Raw genomic sequence first — 19,221 nt, 5'->3', positions numbered from 1 at the left:
GGGATGTGATTTTGTACAATACGCCGCCCTAGAAAAGCAGCGACTAAACACCTTTATGTTCCTTGCCTCCGAGGTCTGGCTGCACCTGGGCGGAGGCTGAATTAATCCGTAAGGAGCTAAAATGCGTCATTACGAAATCGTCTTCATGGTTCATCCGGACCAGAGCGAGCAAGTTCCCGGCATGATCGAGCGTTACACCGGCGCCATCACCACCTCCGGTGGTACCATTCATCGCCTGGAAGATTGGGGCCGTCGTCAGCTGGCTTACCCGATCGACAAACTGCACAAAGCCCACTACGTTCTGATGAACGTAGAAGCAGAGCAAGCCGTTATCGATGAGCTGGAAACCAACTTCCGCTTCAACGATGCCGTTATCCGCAACATGATCATGCGCACCAAGCACGCCGTGACTGAAGTTTCTCCGATGGCCAAGGCCAAAGAAGAGCGCTTCACCCGTCGTGACGACGAGCGCCGCGAAGAAGCTACTGAAGCTGCTTCCGAAGAGTAATTCTGGATCACTGACTAGAGGATAAAGGCCATGGCACGTTATTTCCGTCGTCGTAAGTTCTGCCGCTTCACCGCCGAGAACGTTACCGAGATCGACTACAAAGATATCGTTACTCTGAAAAACTACATCACTGAATCTGGCAAGATCGTACCGAGCCGTATCACCGGTACCCGCGCCAAGTATCAGCGTCAGCTGGCACGCGCCATCAAGCGTGCTCGTTACCTGGCTCTGCTGCCGTACACCGATCTGCACAACAAGTAAGAATCGGCCCGGCACTTAAGCCTAACTCAACGAAATTTATAGAGGAAAGGTAATGCAAGTTATCCTGCTCGACAAAATCGCCAAACTGGGCGGTCTGGGTGACCAAGTTTCCGTGAAATCTGGTTATGCCCGTAACTACCTGATCCCGCAAGGCAAAGCTGTTATGGCTACCAAGGCCAACATCGAAGCTTTCGGTGCTCGTCGCGCTGAGCTGGAAGCCAAACTGGCTGCCAACAAAGCTGCTGCTGAAGAGCGTGCTGCCAAGCTGGCCGAACTGGCTACCGTGGTTATCGCTTCCAAGTCTGGCGACGAAGGCAAGTTGTTCGGTTCCATCGGTACCCGTGACGTGGCTGAAGCCATCACAGCTGCCGGCGTAGCCGTTGCCAAGAGCGAAGTCCGCATGGGCAACGTTCTGCGTAACACCGGTGACTACGAAGTTGCTGTTCAGCTGCACGCTGACGTTAAAGCAACCGTACAGATCCAGGTTGTTGCCCTGTAATAGCTATTCGCTTTTGCAGAAAAAACCCGCGCTTTTGCGCGGGTTTTTTATTTTCCGGCCCGGGGGTAGAGTGAAGGTCTGTTCCACTGGAGGAGATCTCTATGGCTTGGGTAGAAGGTCGCGTCATCGAACGCATCGAATGGACACCCACTCTGTTCTCCCTGCGGGTAGCGGCCGAGCTGGCGCCCTACAAGGCAGGCCAATTCACCAAGCTGGCCCTCGAGCAGGGCGATCGCCGCATTCAGCGCGCCTACTCCTTCGTCAATCCCCCCTCTGCGCCATATCACGAGTTCTATCTGGTCGAGATCCCGAGCGGTGAGCTGACTCCCTCGCTCGGCTCGCTGCAAGCAGGCGATACCCTGCTGGTGCAATCCCAGGCCACCGGCTTTCTGACGCTGGATGAGGTGCCCGCCGGGCGTGATCTCTGGCTGCTCTCGACCGGCACTGCCATCGGCCCCTTCCTCTCCATGCTGGCCGATGGTGAGGCGTTCAACCGTTTCGAGAATTTGGTGCTGGTGCACGGGGTACGTAAAGGCGAGGAGCTGAGCTATCAGGATTTGATCGCCAGCTTTGCCGAGCAATATGGCGAGCACTTTCGCTATGTCCCCTTTGTCAGCCGCGAGCCCTGGCCCGATGCAATGGCAGGGCGGATCCCGGCGGCGATTGCCAATGGTCAGCTGCAGCAGCGGGTGGGATTGGAGTTCTCACCCGAGCTGAGTCAGGTGCTGATCTGCGGCAATCCTGAGATGGTGAAAGAGACCCAGCAGACCTTGCTGGCGCTGGGGTTGGCCAAGAATCTGCGGCGGGCGCCGGGCAATATCAGTGCGGAGAATTATTGGTAAAACAATCAGCACAGGGGCGCCAGGCCCCTGCTGCATCAGGAGAGGGCGTTCAGTTCTTCTTGCCGTTGCCCTTGTTTTTATCTTTGTGTTTGTCGTGACCTTGCCCGGGGTTATTGCCGCTGTGGATGCTGCGGTTGTAGTGAGCCCGGTACTTGCCATCCATCTTGTCGCAGTTGAGTTTGATCCGGCTGTCGCCAATGCCAAGATCCAGACAGTTGTCCTGCCACCAGTCGTACTCTTTGTCATCCCAGTCGAGATTGATCTTGATGTCATCACCGGAGATCTTGATGCTATCGCCATTTTTGCTTGGCGGCGCCGCAACCGCGATGCCATGCGCCATCAGTAGGGAGAGCAGCAGGGCGCCACGCTGGATAACGGGGTTGTGTTTGGCTTGGGTCATCGCAAGGGGACTCCTGTCGTTATTGGCCACTCTGCGAGTTGGCAGGGATCTGGTTGGTTTGCGGCGGCTGGTTGCGGTTCTCTTCATCTTCCAGATTGAATTTGACCGCCCTGCAGTCGGCCGGGGCGGTTTCGCCGACCCCCAAGTCGAGGCAGTCGTTCTGGGTCCAGCCGAACTGCTTGTCATCCCAGTCCAGATTGAATTTAAGCTCATCGACGGAGAATTCGGAGCCACTGCTCTCTTGATATTGCTGGGTCGCTGCGGCGCTGCCGGTAACCAGGAGAAGGGAGAGTAGCAAAGTGGTCTTACTGTTCATGATGGCCTCGGATAATTGCAACGGTGGATGAGTGTACAGACCGGAGCTGAACCCGGGCGGAACTGTTCCCCATCTCACTACATGATCAAGTCAGGGAGGGATTGTATCGCTTTTCTGCTGCCGATTTGTCCGTTTTGGTCGCACTCTGGGCAGCTGGTTGCCAATCTCAAGGAATTCAGTCATTTGCCCTTCTCTGGGCGAGTCTGGCGACTATAATCGGCAGCCAACTTTTCCTGCACAGCACACCCCTTCATCATGACCACACAGGACTCCTCCACACTGCGCTACCCCAAGGGGTGGTTTGCTCTGACGACGGTATACAGTTTCACCGGGTTGGCCATTCTGGCTTCCATTATCTTCTCCCTGCTGCTGTTCCTCTCCATCGACGACAACCCGCTGATGAAGTGGCTGTTCGGCGGCTTGGCCATCATCTTCGAGCTGGGCAAGTTTTACGTCTGGTACGAGTACGGCGAGCGCAAGGCGCGACGGGATTTGAGTGGTGCTTTCTGGTCGCTGCTGTTTTACAGCGTGCTGGCGGCCATCTCCATCGGCGGCAGTATTGGTGGCATCAACAGCGCCACCAATACGGTACTGAGCCAGCAGGCGCGCCACGAGCGGGAGCTTGCCCGTTTCGACGAGCAGATCGCCAGCATCGAGCGGCAGATCCAGCTCAACGAGGAGGCAGCCCGCAAATATATCGAGCTGGAGCGCATCTCCAGCGGCGTCTCCTCGTTGCAGCATGCCAACACCAAGCTGCGCTTGCAGCAGGATGAGCTGCGTCAGCAGCGCGATGCCAAGCCGGTCAACGAACAATCCTCCATGCTGGGGCTGATGAGCAGTCTGGCGGACGGGGTGGGGATGAGCATCAGTCAGGTGCAGTTCCTGCTGGTCTGCTTCCTCTCGGTACTGCTCGACGTGTTCGGTGCCTTCTTCGTCAGTCTGATCGGCGAGGAGAACCGCTTTCGCCGGATGTGGCGCGGGCAGCAGGATCAAGCTCGCAGAGAGGCGCAGGAGGCGTTGGCGATGGCAGCCCAGCCAGAGCCCATCATGCCCCCCGAGCCCGCCCCCGAAGTGCTGGCGCAGGTGCGCGGTGCGCTGGTGAGTGGTGAGCTCAAGTGCAGCAAGCGCTCGGTGGCACAGGCGCTGTCACTCTCGCTGGAGGAGGTGGATCGGGTGTTCCACCATCTGCTGTCGCAAGGGGTGCTGGGGCAGGGGAGCAATCGCCACTACTACCTCAATCCGGCGCTGGAGCAGCAAGCCGGATAGTGAGAAGGCCACCGGAACGCGGTGGCCTTTTTCGTTATCGAGTGGCTGTGGAATTCAGTGAGTCAGCACCATCATCAGGCTGAGGAAGGCGGCCAGTCCGCCACCGATGCCGATGATCCAGTAAAACCCCTTGGCCCCCTGTTTGAGCGGGATGCGGAAGTAGAGCAGAAACGCCCACCACCCCAGTGCCAGCAACAGAGGAATAAGAAACATTCGAGCCATGGTGTCCTCGCTGTTATTCTGTTGACCCTTGATCAATCAACAGGATGGATTGTGCAATGACGCAACTACAGATTACCGCATTCGGTGACCCCTCGGTACTCAAGCTCAACCCTTCCCTCGATAAGGTGCCAGCCGATGGCGAAGTGCGGGTGCGCATCTGTTTTGCGGGGGTCAACCCCATCGATGCCAAAACTCGCGCCGGTCTTGGCTGGGCTGCGGCCCAGAACAAGGACAAGCTGCCCTGGACACCGGGTTATGACATCTCCGGCGTGGTGGAGAAGGTGGGCCCCGGCGTGACCTCGCTGGTCGAGGGGGATCGGGTGTGCGGCATGGTCGGTTTTCCCCTTACCGCAGGTGGCTACGGGGAGTCTGTGGTGGCAAGCGAAGGCGAGCTGGTCAAGCTCGACGGAGTGAGCCTGCAGCAGGGGGCGGCGCTGCCACTGGCTGGTCTCACCGCCTGGCAGGGGCTGCTTGAGCACGGCGGCCTCCAGAGCGGTCAGCGGGTCTTGATCCTCGCCGGTGCCGGTGGCGTCGGCCATCTTGCGGTGCAGTTTGCCAGCGCCTATGGTGCCGAGGTGGTGGCTACCGCCAGCCCGGACAACCATGGCTTCCTGCACGCACTGGGGGCGCGCTGGATGGTGGATTACCACGATGCGAACTGGCCCGCACGGGTGGTGGCAGAGGCCGGTCAGGTCGATCTGGTGCTGGATCTGGTGGGCGGCGAGAGTGGCAAGGCGGCGCTGGCCTGTGTCAAACCGGGTGGCCGCCTGGTGACTGTGCCTACCATTACCGCCCAGTTGATCAAGGATGCTGGGGTTGCGGCGGGGATCGAGGTGGTCGGCATGCTGGTTCACCCTGACCAGAAGCAGCTGGGTCAGATGTTGATGCTGCTGCGTCAGGGGGCGGTAAAGGTCACCCTAGCCGGTGAATTCCCCCTGGCCGAGGGGGCGCTGGCCCATCAGGCCATCGAAGGGGGCCATGTGCGCGGCAAGCTGCTGCTGCGGATGCCTGCGGCCGATGGCCTGCCCGGATGAGCGAGATGATGGAGATGGGGCTGGGGTGGCTCTTTTTAAGCGCCTTTACCTCCGCCACCTTGCTGCCCGGCAGCTCCGAAGTGCTGCTGGGGGCCATGGTGGCCAAGGGGGAGTGGAGCATGGCGAGCCTGTTGCTGTGGGCGACGCTGGGCAATACCCTCGGCTCCATGACCACCTGGTGGCTCGGCTGGCTCGCCACCTTCAAGAAAAAACCGGAAGATTTTCAAGGCCGTGGGGAACAAAAAGCCTTAGGCTGGCTCAAACAACATGGTCACTGGTGTCTGCTGCTTGCCTGGACGCCGGTGGTCGGTGATGGTCTCTGTCTGTTGGCCGGTTGGCTGCGCCTCTCCTTCTGGCGCTCTCTCATTCTGATCGGGCTCGGCAAATTGTTCCGTTATGCCCTGGTTTTTCTGCTGGCCAGTCACATTTTCTAGCCTGTTTTTGTCACTCACGAGGTTACCGTGAACAAAGTCATACCTTTAACGATTCTGCTGGGCTTCACCCTGCCGGTGCTGGCGGCACCGACCCTGATTTCCGAACAGGGCAAGGAGGAGGGCAAGCTCGCCATCCCCTACCAGATGTACAAGCTGGACAACGGCCTGACCGTGATCCTGGCCCCTGACCGCTCCGATCCGCTGGTGCACCTCGATGTGACCTATCACGTCGGTTCATCCCGCGAGACGGTCGGCAAGTCCGGTTTCGCCCACTTCTTTGAGCACATGATGTTCCAAGGCTCGAAACACGTCGGTGATCAGGAGCATATGCGGATCATCAACGAGGCCGGTGGCGACATGAACGGCACCACCAACAAGGACCGCACCAACTACTACGAGACTGTGCCGGCCAACCAGCTGGAAAAAGTGCTCTGGCTGGAGGCGGATCGGATGGGCTTCCTGCTCGATGCGGTGAGCCAGAAGAAGTTCGAGATCCAGCGCGCCACCGTCAAGAACGAGCGGGCCCAGCGGGTCGATAACCAGCCGTACGGGCTGGTGAGCGAGAAGGTGGGGGAGGCGCTCTATCCGCGCACTCACCCCTACTCCTGGCAGCCTATCGGTTACGTGGAAGATCTCGACCGGGTCGATGTAAACGACCTCAAGCAGTTCTTCCTGCGCTGGTATGGTCCCAACAACGCCACCCTGACCCTGGGCGGCGACTTTGACAGCAAGCAGGCCCTCGAGTGGATCGAGAAGTACTTCGGCTCCATCCCGCGCGGCCCGGACGTGGCCGAGCCGACGCCAAAGCCGGTGACTCTGCCCGAGACCCGTTACGTGACGCTGCAGGACAAGGTACACCTGCCGCTGCTCTATATCAGCTACCCCACCGTATCCCTTGGTGACCCGCAGGAGCCTGCGCTCGACATGTTTGCCGACGTACTCGGCGGTTCCGCCAGCTCCATGCTCTACCAGTCGCTGGTGAAAACCGGCAAGGCGATCGATGTGGGGGCGTCTCACTACTGCGAAGAGCTGGCCTGTACCCTGACCGTCTACGCCTACCCCAATCCGTCACAGGATGGCAGCCTCAAGACCCTCAAGGGGGAGGTGGACAAGGTGATCGGCGAGTTCGCCCAGCGCGGCCTCAAGCCGGAAGATCTGGAGAAGGCGATCGCCAAGTACCGTGCCTCCGCCATCTGGGGTCTGGATAGCGTATCCGGCAAGGTGAGCCAGCTCGCCATGGGTCAGGTGTTTGCCCAGGATCCCAACTATGTGTTCAAGACGCTGGATGCCATCGGCAAGGTGACACCGGAGCAGGTGAAGGCCGCCTACGACAAGTTCATCGCCGGCAAGCCGGCGGTGGTGCTGAGCGTGGTGCCCAAGGGCAAGACCGAGTGGCAGGTCGCCACCCCAAACTTTACCCCCGCCAAGCGCGAGCTGCCGGATTACAGCAAGCATGACGAAGCGCTGGCCGAACGACCGGTAAAAGACAATTTCGATCGCAGCGTGCAGCCCAAGGCGAGCGAGGCGGTGAGCGTCAAGGTGCCCGCCATCTGGCACGGCAAGCTCGACAAGAACATCGAGATCATCGGCACCAAGAGTGACGAGATCCCCGCGGTCTCCATCATGATCGCCCTGCCGGGCGGCATTCGTGCCGAAGATAAGGGGCAACTGGGGCTGGCCAATCTGACTGCTGCCATGATGGGGCAGGGCACGGTGCGCCTGACCGAGGCTCAGCTGAGCGACGAGCTGCAAAAGCTGGGTTCAAGCATTGATGTCTCCAGCGCCCAGTACAACAACCTCATCACCGTCAGCTCGCTGGCGGACAAGTTGCCCCAGACCCTTGCGCTGGTGCGCGAGGTGCTGGAGCGCCCGGGCATGCGGGAGGCTGACTTCGAGCGGGTCAAGGCGCAGCTGCTGCAAGGGATGCAACAGGCCCAGCAGCAGCCGGAGTGGCTGGCCGGGCAGGCGTTCCGCGAGCTGGTCTACGGCAAGCAGAACCGCCTCGGTCAACCTACCGACGGGGTTGCGGCCGATGTGGCCAAGCTGACCCTGGCGGACGTGAAGCACTTCTATCAGTCCTACTACAACCCCACCAACGCCAAAGTGGTGGTGGTCGGTGATGTGGGCCAGAAGCAGATCGAGGAGCAACTTGGCTTCCTGACCGAGTGGAAGGGGGCCACGCCGACCCTGGGGGATCTCAAGCTCAAGGGTGAGCAGGCCAAGCCAGGTATCTATCTGGTCGACAAGCCGGGGGCACCCCAGTCGGTGATCCGCATCGGTCGTCGCGCCATGCCGTTCGATACCACGGGGGATTACTTCACCGCCGGGCTGATGAACTTCAACCTGGGTGGCAACTTCAACAGCCGCATCAACCTCAACCTGCGGGAAGACAAGGGCTACACCTACGGCGCCAGCTCCGGTTTCTCCGCCAACCGCGAGGTGGGCACCTTCGCCACCGGCGCCAATGTGCGGGCCGATGCAACCGTCGATGCCATCCGCCAGTTCCTCAAGGAGATGGACAACTACCGCAAGAGCGGCCCGACCCCGGTCGAGCTGGCCTATATGCGCAGCGCGGTTTCCCAGCAGGATGCCCTCTCCTATGAGACCCTCGGCCAGAAGGCGGGCTTCCTGCTGCAGATGGTGATGTATGACCTGAAGCCGGACTATGTGCAGGCCCAGAACAACCTGATCAAAACGGTGTCGCCCGAGGCGCTGAAGGCCAGTGCGGCCCGTTGGCTCAATCCGGCCGACATGGTGATCGTGGTGGTGGGAGACAAGCAAAAGCTTGAAAAACCCCTGAAGGAGCTTCATCTTCCCATCTATCCGCTGCAGTTGCCGTAACTGACGCTTTATAAAAATCAAGAGCCGCCCCGGATGGGGCGGCCTCACATGAGCCGTGAATATGACTACAACAAGCTTGTCGCTCACCGAGTTGCTGAATGCGTTGGGATCACCGGAGCGCCTCACCGCACTCAAGGGGATCCGGCGCGGGATCGAACGTGAATGCCTGCGCATCACGCCGGATGGCCGACTCGCCCAGAGTGACCATCCCCGGGCGCTGGGCTCGGCCCTGACCCATCCCAATATCACCACCGACTACTCGGAGAGCCTGCTGGAGTTCATTACCCCGGCCACCGACTCCATCGACAGCCTGATGGAGCAGCTCGGCGACATCCATCACCATGTGATTCAGCATCTGGGTGACGAGCGGATTTGGCCGCTCTCCATGCCTTGCTTTGTCGGCGGGGAAGAGAGTATCCGGCTGGCCCAGTACGGCAGCTCCAACATCGGCAAGATGAAGACTCTCTACCGTCAGGGCTTGAAGAACCGCTACGGCAGCCTGATGCAGGTGATCGCCGGAGTGCACTTCAACTTCTCCATGCCCGACAGCTTCTGGAGCGAGTGGCAGGATCTGGTGTGCGAAGGGTGCTGCAGCCAGCGCTTTATCTCCGACAAGTACATGGGGCTTATTCGCAACGTCTACCGCTTCGGCTGGCTGGTGCCCTATCTGTTTGGCGCCTCCCCGGCCATCTGCGAATCCTTCCTCAAAGGGCGCAAGAGCAACCTGCCGTTCGAGAAGACCGGCAAGGGCACCCTCTATCTACCTTACGCCACCGCGCTGCGTCTCTCCGATCTCGGTTACACCAACAGCGCCCAGGCTGGGCTCAAGATCAGCCATGACAATCTGCCGGCCTATGTCAGCAGCCTGCGCCGCGCCATCAACACCCACAATCCCGACTTTGCCAAGATTGGGGTCAAGGTGGATGGGGAGTATCGTCAGCTTAACGACAACGTGTTGCAGCTGGAGAATGAGCTCTACGCCCCGATCCGCCCCAAGCGCACCCCGCGCAGCGGCGAGAAGCCCTCGGATGCGCTGGATCAGCGCGGCATCGAATACATCGAGCTGCGCACCGTGGACGTCAACCCTTTCACCCCGCTCGGCATCGATGCCGACCAGATCCGCTTCTTCGACCTGTTCCTGGTCTGGTGCCTGCTGCGCCCCTCTCCGGTGCTGAGTGACGAGGAGATTGCCTGCAACCGCCGCAACCAGAACAAGGTAGTGCTGGAAGGGCGTCGTCCCGGCCTGACGCTGGAAGATGAGCAGGGCAATGCCATTGGCCTGAAAGAGTACGGCCTCAAGCTGTTCGACGAGCTGGCTCAGGTGGCCGAGCTGCTGGATCGCTGCTGCGGCCGCAACCGCTACCGCGAGACGCTGGCAATGCATCGCGAGAAGCTGCTCGACCCCGAGCTCACCTACTCCGCCCGCATGCTCAGGGAGTTGCTGGAGAGCGGCAAGGACAACGGCTGCTACGGCGACAAGCTGGCGACCCGCTATCGCGAGGAGCTGCTGGCAGGCGAGCTGCAATATTGGGATGAGGCCTACTTTGCCGGTGAGGCGAAGGATTCGTTGGCCAAGCAGCGGGAACGCGAGCGCAGTGACAGCCTGTCGTTCGATGACTTCCTGGCCGATTATTTTGGTTCTAATAATGATAAATTAAATTAAAACCAAGGCCGCATGAAGCGGCCTTTTTTGTGGGTTGGATATTTAGCTATGTTGATTTCTTGTTTAGATGAAGTGACAGTTAGTGCAGTTATAATAATTAAAGAGAAAAAGTATCACGGAACGCTTAGCTATGGCGGTGGGAAACAAATTTTATTTAATGTACAAGATGGTTGGTGGGCTTTTCGTGACCTTGTAAAGCAAGGTGAAAAGATAGATATACTTGAATGTGAACTTAATGGTGACTCTGTTTTCTTATGTCAGTGTGAAGTTGGTTTTGGTTCTGTTTTTGCTGAGTTTTTATCAACACAAGAAATAATTTCATCAAGTGGAATATCTGCGTTAGATATCTATATAGATGGTTTGTCTGTCGCTATGGATAATTCCTCGTGGGAAAATAAAATAGATGAAAAACAATTTGTTATCACTAGACCTAGATCAAATTTTTTAGTATCACTAGAACAGGTCACTGTTTCTGATGATTGGGCTTCAAGCTTAAAAAGAGATTCTGAATCTAGTCGTGCCTACTTGGCAGTTGATAGCCATTTTATAAGGCTATCCTTTAATAACACCCCAATATCAATTGAAGATGCCAAGAGTTATCTAATGCGGTTACTAGGTTTCTTCTCCATATTGCTAATGCATCCTTTAAATATCAGTAGGCTAAAGGCAAATTTTGTTGGTAAAGAATCCTGTGCGGAAATTTACATTCCCTTCTCTGTGTACAATAAATTATTGAAGAATGAGTCATGCTTATTAGATTTAAAAGCCTTAAGTAATGAGCAATGGGAACTAGCCTTCAGGAATTTATTTGGAATGAATTTCAAAGATTCTATATGGTCAAGATTTCGTGGCATGCTGATGTACGAAGGTTATTGGGAGTATAACATCTTAGGGGTCGTATCTTTGTTAGACTCTTATTTAGAGGAGAAATATGGGATTAGAAATAAAAAATCCAAGTTGATTAGCAAGCTTAATGCTGCGCTTTTAAATTTAAAAAGTTTCTTGTCATCTGAACTACAGGAGGAGTTTGATAAGGAACAAAGCAATATAATAGTCGTAATGAATCAGCCATCATTTAAAGTCAGGTATATGAAGATGGTTGACGAACTATCTGATGGTTTCATTAAATGGTGTGGTTTGAATGAACGGAATTTTTTAAAAATTAAAAAAGTTAGGGGTTCTGTTGCGCACTCTAATGTGAGCGAAATAAATAATACAAAAGATCACTTTGTTAACTTTACTATAAAAAATAGAATTCTTATTCTTTTGTCTTATCTCTTTTTTAAAGAGCTTGGTTTTAATGAAACAGAATACTACAAATTAATACGTGGAACTGTGAATAAAATTGCAAATAATGCTTTTCTTGATTATTACTACTTAAGAAAAGCCATTGGCGATTGCTTTGAGATAAAACTTAATGACTTGGCGTTGGATGCGTTCAGTAAGATGAGAAACATAACGTCACCAGTATTTGTTTTCCATGGTGGTGTTTGGAGTTTTGATGAAGAAGCATCATCAAGAATATTTGAAATTACGTTTGAGAATAATTGTGAAAGTATAGCTGAGGCTGCAAAAATATTTTATTCAGGAAAAGGTATTGAGGTATCTAGTTCTGAATATAAAGGCACTGTCTATTTAGTTGATGATAACTCACATCATGTTACTAACAACGCGACTTTGGTCTATCTCTAATGGTTCTGCAGGAATTTATGAGAATATATTTATATAAAGTCACAGCAAAAAGCCGCTCGAGTGCGCGGCTTTTTTATTCCTCTGAGCCTGAGCGATATCAGACGTGGTTATACATGGCCTCGATTTCGCTCTGGTACTTGGCCTCGATGATCTTGCGGCGCAGCTTCATGGTGGGGGTCAGCTCACCCAGCTCCATGGAGAAGGCGCTCGGCAGCAGGGTGAACTTCTTCACCTGCTCGAACTTGGCCAGCTCTTTTTGCAAGTCGGCGATGCGGGCCTCGAAGAACTCCATCACCCGGGAGTGGCGCAGCAGCTCGGTCTTGCACTGGTACTGCAGGTTGATGGAGCGGGCGTACTCCTCAAGCGACTCGAAACAGGGGACGATCAGCGCCGAGACGAAGTGGCGGGCATCGGCGACGATGGCGATCTGCTCGATAAAGCGATCCTTGCCGATAGTCCCTTCCACCAGCTGCGGGGCCACGTACTTGCCGTTGGAGGTCTTCATCAGCTCCTTGAGGCGCTCGGTGAAGTAGATATTGCCCTGGCTGTCGAGCTCACCGGCATCGCCGGTGCGCAGGAAGCCATCCTCGGTCATCACTTCGGCGGTGGCGTCCGGCTTGTTGTAGTAGCCGCGCATCACGGTCGGGGAGCGCACCAGCAGTTCGTTGTTCTCACCCAGCTTCACCTCGATGCCGTTCAGTGCCGTGCCGATGGAGCCGAGCTTGAACTGGCTGTCTTCGTAGCAGCAGACGGTGGCGGTGGTCTCGGTCATGCCGTAGCCGTACTTGAGGTTGAGTCCCATCGCCTGGAAGAAGAGGTTCACATCATCGGCCAGACGGGCGCCCGCCACCGGCAGGAAGCGGGTGCGGCCGCCAAAACGGGCGCGCAGCTTGCGAAACACCAGTCGCTCGGCAAGCCAGAGCTGGCCGTAGAGCAGCGGGGAGGCGGACTTGCCAGCCTGACGGGTGGCAACCATCTGCTTGCCGACCTTGGTCGCCCAGCCAAACAGAGCGCGGCGCAGAGCCGGAGCCTGAGCGACTTTGGCCTGGATCATGGCGTAGGCCTTCTCGTAGAGGCGCGGCACGGCGCACATCACGGTCGGCTGCACCTCGCCAATCACATCCATCACCTTCTGCGGATCGCGGATATAGACGTTCTCGGCGCCGCAATAGAGCACGTAGTAGCTCCAGGCCCGCTCGAACACGTGGCTGAGCGGCAGCATGCAGAGCGACACATCCTGCTCATTCAGATCGAGGCGGCTGTTGTGCATCTCGAAACAGGCGGCGATGTTGCTGAAGTCGAGCATCACCCCCTTGGGCTCGCCTGTGGTGCCGGAGGTGTAGATCAGGGTCAGCAGATCATCCATCCGGTACTGGGTTTCCCGTACTCGCAGTTCCTGCTCGCTGGGCTGATGGTTGCCGGATACCAGAAATGTCTGGAAGTGGCTCGCCTGCTCGCAGCCGCGCAGGTTGACGCTGCCGTCGAGGGCGATGAGCTGGCGGATCTCGCCGCTTTCAATCAGTTGCAGCGCCTGATCGAACTGAGGTTGTTCGCCAACGAACAGCACCTTGATGCCGGCATCTTTGACGATGTAGCGCAGCTGATCGAGCGTGCTGGTGGGGTAGATAGGGACGCTGACACCGCGGGCGGCAAGGATGCCGAGATCGGCCTGGGTCCACTCCGGCATGTTGCGGGCATAGATGCCGACCATTTCGGTTGGCTGGTGGCCGGCACGGATCAGCGCCTGTGCGCAGTAGTCCATGGCCTGGCCCAGAGTACGCCAGCCGATGGCGCGCCACTGGCCATCTTGCTGAACCCGCAGGGCAGCCTTGTTGCCAAGCTGGGCAATACGTTCACGCATCAGTCGAACCAGATGAAGCTTCGGCATCAGTTAAACATCCTTTAATTACAGTTGTACGCCCGCGAGGGCACTAAAAATCGGGCTAGAGTTTAAACTCCAACATTACGGCTTACAAGTGTTCGCTGTTTGTCTTGGATCACAAAGAGCGCAAATAGCTCTCCCTTTGCGCAGACTGGCCGATACTGCTAGGAGGCAGAGAGAGGGTTAACGATATGAATCTGTGGGTGAAAGGGGCGTTGGCCGCGGTCGGGCTGATGGTGGTGGGGGGCGTTGCGTTTTGGTTCTTTGCCGGAACGTCATCACAGGGGCCCGCCAATCCCTGGTATCAGGGGGCCGATGGGTATCAGCAGGCGCAGCAACAGGCGCTGGCGTTGGGCTATCCGCTGCTCTATGTGCTGGAGACCCCCAAGTGCCGCCGCTGCGGCGATCTGGAGAAGAAATTCTGGCAGAGCAAGGAGATGGCTGGCCCGCTTGCCCGGTTGGTGAAAGTGCGGCTCAACCCGGGCAAGGGGGATGGCAGCGAGCAGATCCTGCGCCGCTTTCCCAAAGTTGCCACGCCGCCCGGTATCTATATCCAGCAGCCGGGGCAGCCCCTCAGACCCATCAAAATAGTGGTGGATATCGACCAGATCTGGATGCCTGGAAAAACCTGGCAGCGTGGCTTCTATATGCCGCTCTCCGGTGCCGGATTCGAGGCGGTGGTGCATACCACCCTGGCCTTGCAGGATCCCGCGCTGGACAATGCCCCCCTCGATTGAGGGGGACAAAAGGCTTGGGCGCGACGAACAGGCTGGATCAGCCGAAATCGAACAGTCGCGACATCAACACCGCATCTTCCCTGTCATTGCCGGTGCCGTAGTAGTCGGCGCGGCGGCAATACTCGGCAAAACCGGCGCTCTCGTAGAGGTTGATGGCGGTCTGGTTACCGGCCCGCACCTCGAGAAACCAGGCCTCTGCCCCGGCTTGCTTGCTGCGCGCCAGATAGGCCTGCAACAGCGCCCGTCCCAACCCCTTGCCCTGAAACGCCGGATGCACGCAGATGTTCATCAGCGAGCTGTCACCGGCCACCAGATCCGAAATATAGAAGCCCGCCGGGCGACCATCGACCAGCATCAAGCCGTTGAGATAGCGAGGGCCGAAGCAGGAGAGCAGGTTGGCCTCACTCCACGGCTCCTTGTGAGCGGCTTGCTCGATGGGGTAGACAAGGTCGAAATCGCTCTCGAGCAGGGGACGAAACTCAGGCATGGGGGCTCCGTATGGCAAGATGTTGGGCACTGGGGTTGGCAGAGGCGGCATTTGTAAAATCAGGTAAAAAGAGCGGCATCACAGTGGGTCTTGGCGGCATGATGCAGGATCACGCCGCGTTGGTCGCAAGGTGTTGGCGCAGCTGTTGCCACAGGGCGCGCTTTTGCGCGGCGCTGGGGGTGAGCGGGCAGATCAGCGCATCAGGCCGCGTGGGGTTGGCCTCCGTCAGCCAGAGCAGGGGGGAGGCGTCCGCCGCTTGCAAGTCGGCAGGTGGCAGCTCGCTGAGCAGTGAGACCTCGTCGGGGGTCATGCCGAGTAACTGGCAGATATCCGCCAGCAGCGTGGTGGCAGGCAGCTGAGGCGCCAGCAGCCAGAGTTTGCCGCTGGGCAGCGGAGCGCTGGTGGCCGGTGCCGTCTGGCCCGGCTGTGTGGCGTTTTGCTCAAGCTCGGGAGCGGGTGCTGCGCCCAGCAATGCCGGACGACGCAGTTGCCAGCTTTGAATGCCCATGCGGGCCAACATGCTCTGACGAACGGGATCTTGCATTTGAGGCGACTCACTCTTGATCTGCATTGGGGAAAATTGTGTTGCGCAGGGTACACTCGAACCGCTTTTGCTGCACCCTTTGCAACGCATCATCTGGCGCATGCGGGCATGGTGCCATCACGACACTGGCTATGCATGAGCGCAGCACGCTGCCGATACGGTATCGCACTGCCCTTGCGTTTTTTCCTGCCAGAGGCGGGTATTGTGCGGCAAGAGATACCAGAATAAACATCATAACAAGACAAAACCCAAGGTCGAGCAAATGGATATCGCGCCTTGGGGCTAACATCATCCCAGCTTCGGAACACTCTCTATGTCGTCTTTAGCTCAAGCCCAGAACCCTGCGCGTCTTATTCCCATCCAGGAGCGCTTGCCCCGGCTGCTGGCTGCCCTCGGTGAGGGACTCTACGAACGGCAGGATGCCCTGCGCCTCGGTCTGCTGGCTGCCCTCAGTGGCGAGAGTGTCTTCTTGCTGGGGCCACCCGGTATCGCCAAGAGCCTGATCGCCCGCCGCCTCAAGCTGGCCTTTCACGACGCCCGCCACTTTGAATACCTGATGACCCGTTTCAGTACGCCGGAGGAGGTGTTTGGCCCCCTCTCTATTCAGGCGCTGAAAGAGGATGGCAAATACCTGCGCCTCACCACTGGTTATCTGCCAGAGGCCGAAGTGGTGTTCCTCGACGAGATCTGGAAGGCAGGTCCCGCCATCCTCAACACCCTACTCACCGCCATCAACGAGCGGCAGTTTCGCAACGGTGACAGCCAGCACCCCATCCCGATGCGCTTGCTCGTGACTGCTTCCAACGAGCTGCCGGCACCGGACAGCGGGCTGGAAGCGCTCTACGACCGGATGCTGGTGCGGATCTGGATGGATCGAGTGCAGGAGAAAGCCAACTTTCAATCCATGCTGGCCAGCGATGGCCACGCCCACCAGAACTTGCCGGAATCCCTGCAGATCCGGGGGGATGAGTATGAGCAGTGGCAGAGCCAGATTGAACAGGTGCGCCTGCCGGATGCCTGTTTCGAGCTCATCTACCAGCTGCGCCAGCAACTCGACAGTCAGCTGGCCCATCGCTGCTATGTGTCGGATCGTCGCTGGAAGAAGGCGGTACGGCTTATCAAGGCGAGCGCCTTCTTCAATGGCCGCGATGAGGTTGCACCGGTAGATCTGCTGCTGTTCAAGGATTGTCTCTGGCATGACGAGGAGTCCCGCACTGCCCTGCTGGAGATGATGACCGAATTCTCCCGTCTCTACGGCTATCAGCAACTGGCGATGACCCGTCAGCTGCTGGCGCTGCGGGATCAGTTCAAACAGCTCAAACAGAGCGTGGCCCAGCGCCTGTGCACAAAGGCCCGGCAACGCAAGCAGTGGTTTGGCCGGCGGGCCCGGGGTATCGAGATCCCGCTCGCCAATGCCAGACCCTTTGGCAAGCAGGTGCACTTCCATCTGCTCACCCCGGCGCCGCTGGATGGCAGCGATCCCGAGCGTCTTACTCGCACCCTGGTGTTCGATCGCACCTTGCTCTCCCATTGGCATCCCACCGGTGAGGCGCTGGTGGGTTATGAGTTCGGCAACCCGAAAGAGGGCCATTACGAGCTGGTGCTGGACGATGAGCTACGGCTGCAGGTGCTCGATATCCAGCGCCAGCAGATCCCGTTGGTGCTGATGGAGCGCAACGCCATCCCCGAGGTGGTGCTGGCGCCCTGGTTGCAGTCACTCGACGAGCAGCTGGTGCAGGTCGGCAAGGTGATGCAGATGCTCAAGCAGCAGCGCAGCCTGTTCGAGCGTCATCAACAACACCTCTTTATCGACTCACGCTGGTTGCAGCAGGTGGAAGACAGCTTCTTTGTGCTGAACCGGGATCTCGAACTGCTGCGCAGCGAGCTGACCCAGTGGCGCGAGCGGTTGCCAAGGCTGGACGAGTAAGGAGCGCTCATGCTTGAGATCGGCATGCTGGATCTGGGGCTCCTGATTGGCGAAGGGGAGCTTGCGGGTGAGGTGGCGCTCCTGTTGGCGGCCTCGCCCAAGATTTCCGAATTTATCAAACGCTCCCCGCTACAGGGCAAGCTGCTGAAAAAGCGCCTGCAGAGTTGGGGCGAGCAGCTTGGTGAGGAGATCCGTCACAAGCCGGTGCCAGTGGCGCTGGAGCAGGAGTACCTGCTCTATCAGGCGCATCGGCAACTGCCGATGACCGAGCTGATTGGTCGCCTGCCCGGCTTGCTGGAGTCGCTGGAGCAGTACAGCCCCTTCGCCGGTGAGGCCCGCTCCTTGGTGCGTCAGCTGACGGCCCACCCCACCGAGGGGCTGCGCCAGCTCTTTATCGACAAGTGGCGCGCCAGTCTGGTGGGGAGCCTGTTGCAACTGCAGCAGCAGATCGCCGAAGCGGAGCGGGAGAAACAGCGTCAGGAGATTGAAGATCAGCTGCTGGCGAGCCGCACTCTGGCCGATGCCCTCGATCCCAACAAAATCTCGGCTGGTGGCCTGTGGGATCTGGCACAGGGGCACTGGCACAAGCGCAGTCTGGTGCTGGTCAAGCAGTATGCCCGCATGTTGCAGCGCGAGCCCTTGCTGGCGGAGATTGCCGGCCTGCTCGGGCGCAGCGAGCGGGATCGGCGGGCGCAGGAGCAACCTGTGCCGCCGGTTCAGGTGCTGGAGCTGGAGCCAGCACCCAGCGACGATGTGCCGGACGATCTGGTGGGCATCCATCAGGCGAACGATCTGATGCGGTTACTGCCAAGTGAAGCTGTGATGCTGGGGCTGCCGGAGCTGGAGCTGGAGTTCTATCGCCGCTATCTGGAGCGGCGTCTGCTCAGCTACCAGTCGCGAGGCACCTTGCCGCGCCAGCGCATCATGCTGCGCACTCCGGAGCAGGGAGGGCGGCAGTTGCAGCAGCGAGGCCCCTTTATCGTCTGCGTCGATACCTCCGGCTCCATGGGCGGCTATCCCGAGGAGTGTGCCAAGGCGCTGTTTCTGGCGCTGCTCAAGGTGGCGATGGATGAGAAGCGCGGCTGCTACCTGATGCTCTTCTCCACCGAGGTGGCGACCCTCGAGATCACCGCGGATACCGGGCTGGACAAGGCGGAGCGCTTCCTCTCCATGAGTTTTCACGGCGGTACCGACCTGGTGCCCTGCCTGGAAAAAGCGCTGGCCAAGCTTGATGATCCCGCCTTTGCCAAGGCGGATGTGCTGGTCATCTCCGACTTTATAGCCCAGAGCCTGCCCCATCCCCTGCTCGATCAGATGAACCGCTATCGCCAGCGTCAGACCCGTTTTCACGCCGTCGCCATGTCCCGCCACGCCAAGCAGGCGCTGCTGCGGATTTTTGACAACAGCTGGCTACTCGATTGTGGCCTGCGCGGCCGACTGCTGCGGCGCTGGCAGCACCACTAGTGACCGGGAGGGGGCAACCCCTCTTGGTTGTTATCCCGCCTCCTCTTTTTCGCTGTGCGTCCCCGCTTTTATTCCAACACGATGATATCGCAGTAAAATGTGACTAGCCTGCCATTCGGGCTATCTGTCCGGGTGATAGCCTTTACAACCATTGTTACAGGGGAAAAGATGATGATTTTCCGGCATCGGCTTGCCCGATGAT

At 58.1% G+C, this 19,221-nt stretch carries 19 protein-coding genes; 13 read left to right on the top strand and 6 right to left on the bottom strand.

The genetic code is table 11. The features are described from left to right. The first annotated feature begins 121 nt into the window (after positions 1–121). From rpsF to AB5Y84_RS17700, 4 genes are all read left to right on the top strand, one after another. The gene (gene rpsF, locus AB5Y84_RS17715) at positions 122–508 is read left to right on the top strand and encodes a 30S ribosomal protein S6 (RefSeq protein WP_005308887.1); all 387 of its coding nucleotides are present in this window, start codon (positions 122–124) and stop codon (positions 506–508) included. 30 nt (positions 509–538) lie between these two features. Next, entirely contained in the window at positions 539–769 is a 231-nt protein-coding gene (gene rpsR / locus AB5Y84_RS17710; protein WP_005308890.1) for a 30S ribosomal protein S18, read from the top strand. 52 nt (positions 770–821) lie between these two features. Next, the gene (rplI, locus tag AB5Y84_RS17705; protein WP_005340490.1) at positions 822–1,268 is read left to right on the top strand and encodes a 50S ribosomal protein L9; all 447 of its coding nucleotides are present in this window, start codon (positions 822–824) and stop codon (positions 1,266–1,268) included. Between the two features lie 101 nt (positions 1,269–1,369). Beyond that, positions 1,370–2,110, top strand: a complete 741-nt coding sequence (locus tag AB5Y84_RS17700; RefSeq protein ID WP_368177475.1) for a ferredoxin--NADP reductase — start codon at positions 1,370–1,372, stop codon at positions 2,108–2,110. A 49-nt stretch (positions 2,111–2,159) separates the two neighbouring features. Here the strand turns inward: AB5Y84_RS17700 and AB5Y84_RS17695 are convergent, their stop codons facing one another. Together AB5Y84_RS17695 and AB5Y84_RS17690 are read right to left on the bottom strand one after the other, a co-directional pair. Next, positions 2,160–2,510 carry a hypothetical protein gene (locus AB5Y84_RS17695; RefSeq protein ID WP_368177474.1) on the bottom strand — a complete coding sequence of 117 codons (351 nt, stop codon included), beginning with the start codon at positions 2,508–2,510 and terminating at the stop codon, positions 2,160–2,162. A 19-nt stretch (positions 2,511–2,529) separates the two neighbouring features. Continuing rightward, entirely contained in the window at positions 2,530–2,826 is a 297-nt protein-coding gene (locus AB5Y84_RS17690) for a hypothetical protein (RefSeq protein WP_021229026.1), read from the bottom strand. Positions 2,827–3,081: 255 nt separating this feature from the next. Here AB5Y84_RS17690 and AB5Y84_RS17685 point away from each other — a divergent pair, with 255 nt between their 5' ends. Next, entirely contained in the window at positions 3,082–4,092 is a 1,011-nt protein-coding gene (locus AB5Y84_RS17685; RefSeq protein WP_368177473.1) for a Preprotein translocase subunit SecY, read from the top strand. A gap of 54 nt (positions 4,093–4,146) precedes the next feature. Here AB5Y84_RS17685 and AB5Y84_RS17680 read toward each other — a convergent pair whose 3' ends face one another. After that, positions 4,147–4,314: a hypothetical protein gene (locus tag AB5Y84_RS17680; protein ID WP_005308905.1), complete on the bottom strand. Its 168-nt coding sequence runs from the start codon at positions 4,312–4,314 to the stop codon at positions 4,147–4,149. 56 nt (positions 4,315–4,370) lie between these two features. On the opposite strand from AB5Y84_RS17680, the gene AB5Y84_RS17675 reads away from it, so the two are divergent. The 5 genes from AB5Y84_RS17675 to AB5Y84_RS17655 all read left to right on the top strand — a co-directional run bounded on the left by AB5Y84_RS17675 (position 4,371) and on the right by AB5Y84_RS17655 (position 11,978). Further along, positions 4,371–5,348 (top strand): NADP-dependent oxidoreductase, encoded by a 978-nt coding sequence (locus AB5Y84_RS17675; protein ID WP_368177472.1) that lies wholly within the window; start codon positions 4,371–4,373, stop codon positions 5,346–5,348. Next, positions 5,345–5,782, top strand: coding sequence for a YqaA family protein (locus AB5Y84_RS17670; RefSeq protein ID WP_042656294.1), 438 nt, complete (start codon positions 5,345–5,347; stop codon positions 5,780–5,782). Before AB5Y84_RS17675 ends, AB5Y84_RS17670 begins: the two co-directional genes overlap by 4 nt. Positions 5,783–5,809: 27 nt before the next feature. After that, positions 5,810–8,623: a M16 family metallopeptidase gene (locus tag AB5Y84_RS17665; protein ID WP_368177471.1), complete on the top strand. Its 2,814-nt coding sequence runs from the start codon at positions 5,810–5,812 to the stop codon at positions 8,621–8,623. 61 nt (positions 8,624–8,684) lie between these two features. Next, the gene (gene gshA / locus AB5Y84_RS17660) at positions 8,685–10,286 is read left to right on the top strand and encodes a glutamate--cysteine ligase (protein WP_368177470.1); all 1,602 of its coding nucleotides are present in this window, start codon (positions 8,685–8,687) and stop codon (positions 10,284–10,286) included. A 48-nt stretch (positions 10,287–10,334) separates the two neighbouring features. Beyond that, on the top strand, positions 10,335–11,978 hold the full coding sequence (locus AB5Y84_RS17655; RefSeq protein WP_368177469.1) for a HEPN domain-containing protein: 1,644 nt from the start codon (positions 10,335–10,337) through the stop codon (positions 11,976–11,978). A gap of 97 nt (positions 11,979–12,075) precedes the next feature. On the opposite strand, the gene AB5Y84_RS17650 is transcribed toward AB5Y84_RS17655, so the two are convergent. Further along, positions 12,076–13,866 (bottom strand): long-chain fatty acid--CoA ligase, encoded by a 1,791-nt coding sequence (locus AB5Y84_RS17650; RefSeq protein WP_167573616.1) that lies wholly within the window; start codon positions 13,864–13,866, stop codon positions 12,076–12,078. Positions 13,867–14,051: 185 nt separating this feature from the next. On the opposite strand from AB5Y84_RS17650, the gene AB5Y84_RS17645 reads away from it, so the two are divergent. Then, complete coding sequence (locus tag AB5Y84_RS17645) at positions 14,052–14,597, top strand: hypothetical protein (RefSeq protein WP_005349001.1); 546 nt, start codon at positions 14,052–14,054, stop codon at positions 14,595–14,597. A 37-nt stretch (positions 14,598–14,634) separates the two neighbouring features. On the opposite strand, the gene rimI is transcribed toward AB5Y84_RS17645, so the two are convergent. Both rimI and AB5Y84_RS17635 read right to left on the bottom strand, forming a co-directional pair. Then, a complete protein-coding gene (rimI, locus tag AB5Y84_RS17640; RefSeq protein WP_005340505.1) occupies positions 14,635–15,084 on the bottom strand; it encodes a ribosomal protein S18-alanine N-acetyltransferase in 450 nt (149 codons plus the stop codon). A 109-nt stretch (positions 15,085–15,193) separates the two neighbouring features. Beyond that, on the bottom strand, positions 15,194–15,628 hold the full coding sequence (locus tag AB5Y84_RS17635) for a DNA polymerase III subunit psi (RefSeq protein ID WP_368177468.1): 435 nt from the start codon (positions 15,626–15,628) through the stop codon (positions 15,194–15,196). 313 nt (positions 15,629–15,941) lie between these two features. Between AB5Y84_RS17635 and AB5Y84_RS17630 the strand changes: the two genes are divergently transcribed. Both AB5Y84_RS17630 and viaA read left to right on the top strand, forming a co-directional pair. Continuing rightward, positions 15,942–17,555 carry an ATPase RavA domain-containing protein gene (locus tag AB5Y84_RS17630; protein WP_129504730.1) on the top strand — a complete coding sequence of 538 codons (1,614 nt, stop codon included), beginning with the start codon at positions 15,942–15,944 and terminating at the stop codon, positions 17,553–17,555. A 9-nt stretch (positions 17,556–17,564) separates the two neighbouring features. Continuing rightward, entirely contained in the window at positions 17,565–19,019 is a 1,455-nt protein-coding gene (viaA, locus tag AB5Y84_RS17625) for an ATPase RavA stimulator ViaA (protein WP_368177467.1), read from the top strand. The last annotated feature ends 202 nt before the right edge of the window (positions 19,020–19,221 follow it).

It is taken from the genome of Aeromonas sp. s11, assembly GCF_040907945.1.
Classification (GTDB): domain Bacteria; phylum Pseudomonadota; class Gammaproteobacteria; order Enterobacterales; family Aeromonadaceae; genus Aeromonas; species Aeromonas veronii.
Note: the sequence above shows the minus strand (reverse complement) of the source record. Positions and strands in the feature narration are given on the sequence as shown.

Excerpts from the sequence above, each read along its gene's own strand:
- AB5Y84_RS17675 (WP_368177472.1), top strand. The coding sequence starts at position 4,371 with ATGACGCAACTACAGATTACCGCATTCGGTGACCCCTCGGTACTCAAG.
- AB5Y84_RS17670 (WP_042656294.1), top strand. The coding sequence starts at position 5,345 with ATGAGCGAGATGATGGAGATGGGGCTGGGGTGGCTCTTTTTAAGCGCC.
- AB5Y84_RS17630 (WP_129504730.1), top strand. The coding sequence starts at position 15,942 with ATGTCGTCTTTAGCTCAAGCCCAGAACCCTGCGCGTCTTATTCCCATC.
- AB5Y84_RS17690 (WP_021229026.1), bottom strand. The coding sequence starts at position 2,826 with ATGAACAGTAAGACCACTTTGCTACTCTCCCTTCTCCTGGTTACCGGC.
- AB5Y84_RS17685 (WP_368177473.1), top strand. The coding sequence starts at position 3,082 with ATGACCACACAGGACTCCTCCACACTGCGCTACCCCAAGGGGTGGTTT.
- AB5Y84_RS17650 (WP_167573616.1), bottom strand. The coding sequence starts at position 13,866 with ATGCCGAAGCTTCATCTGGTTCGACTGATGCGTGAACGTATTGCCCAG.
- AB5Y84_RS17635 (WP_368177468.1), bottom strand. The coding sequence starts at position 15,628 with ATGCAAGATCCCGTTCGTCAGAGCATGTTGGCCCGCATGGGCATTCAA.
- AB5Y84_RS17700 (WP_368177475.1), top strand. The coding sequence starts at position 1,370 with ATGGCTTGGGTAGAAGGTCGCGTCATCGAACGCATCGAATGGACACCC.
- rpsR (WP_005308890.1), top strand. The coding sequence starts at position 539 with ATGGCACGTTATTTCCGTCGTCGTAAGTTCTGCCGCTTCACCGCCGAG.
- AB5Y84_RS17655 (WP_368177469.1), top strand. The coding sequence starts at position 10,335 with ATGTTGATTTCTTGTTTAGATGAAGTGACAGTTAGTGCAGTTATAATA.
- AB5Y84_RS17695 (WP_368177474.1), bottom strand. The coding sequence starts at position 2,510 with ATGACCCAAGCCAAACACAACCCCGTTATCCAGCGTGGCGCCCTGCTG.
- AB5Y84_RS17680 (WP_005308905.1), bottom strand. The coding sequence starts at position 4,314 with ATGGCTCGAATGTTTCTTATTCCTCTGTTGCTGGCACTGGGGTGGTGG.
- AB5Y84_RS17645 (WP_005349001.1), top strand. The coding sequence starts at position 14,052 with ATGAATCTGTGGGTGAAAGGGGCGTTGGCCGCGGTCGGGCTGATGGTG.
- viaA (WP_368177467.1), top strand. The coding sequence starts at position 17,565 with ATGCTTGAGATCGGCATGCTGGATCTGGGGCTCCTGATTGGCGAAGGG.
- rpsF (WP_005308887.1), top strand. The coding sequence starts at position 122 with ATGCGTCATTACGAAATCGTCTTCATGGTTCATCCGGACCAGAGCGAG.
- gshA (WP_368177470.1), top strand. The coding sequence starts at position 8,685 with ATGACTACAACAAGCTTGTCGCTCACCGAGTTGCTGAATGCGTTGGGA.
- rimI (WP_005340505.1), bottom strand. The coding sequence starts at position 15,084 with ATGCCTGAGTTTCGTCCCCTGCTCGAGAGCGATTTCGACCTTGTCTAC.
- rplI (WP_005340490.1), top strand. The coding sequence starts at position 822 with ATGCAAGTTATCCTGCTCGACAAAATCGCCAAACTGGGCGGTCTGGGT.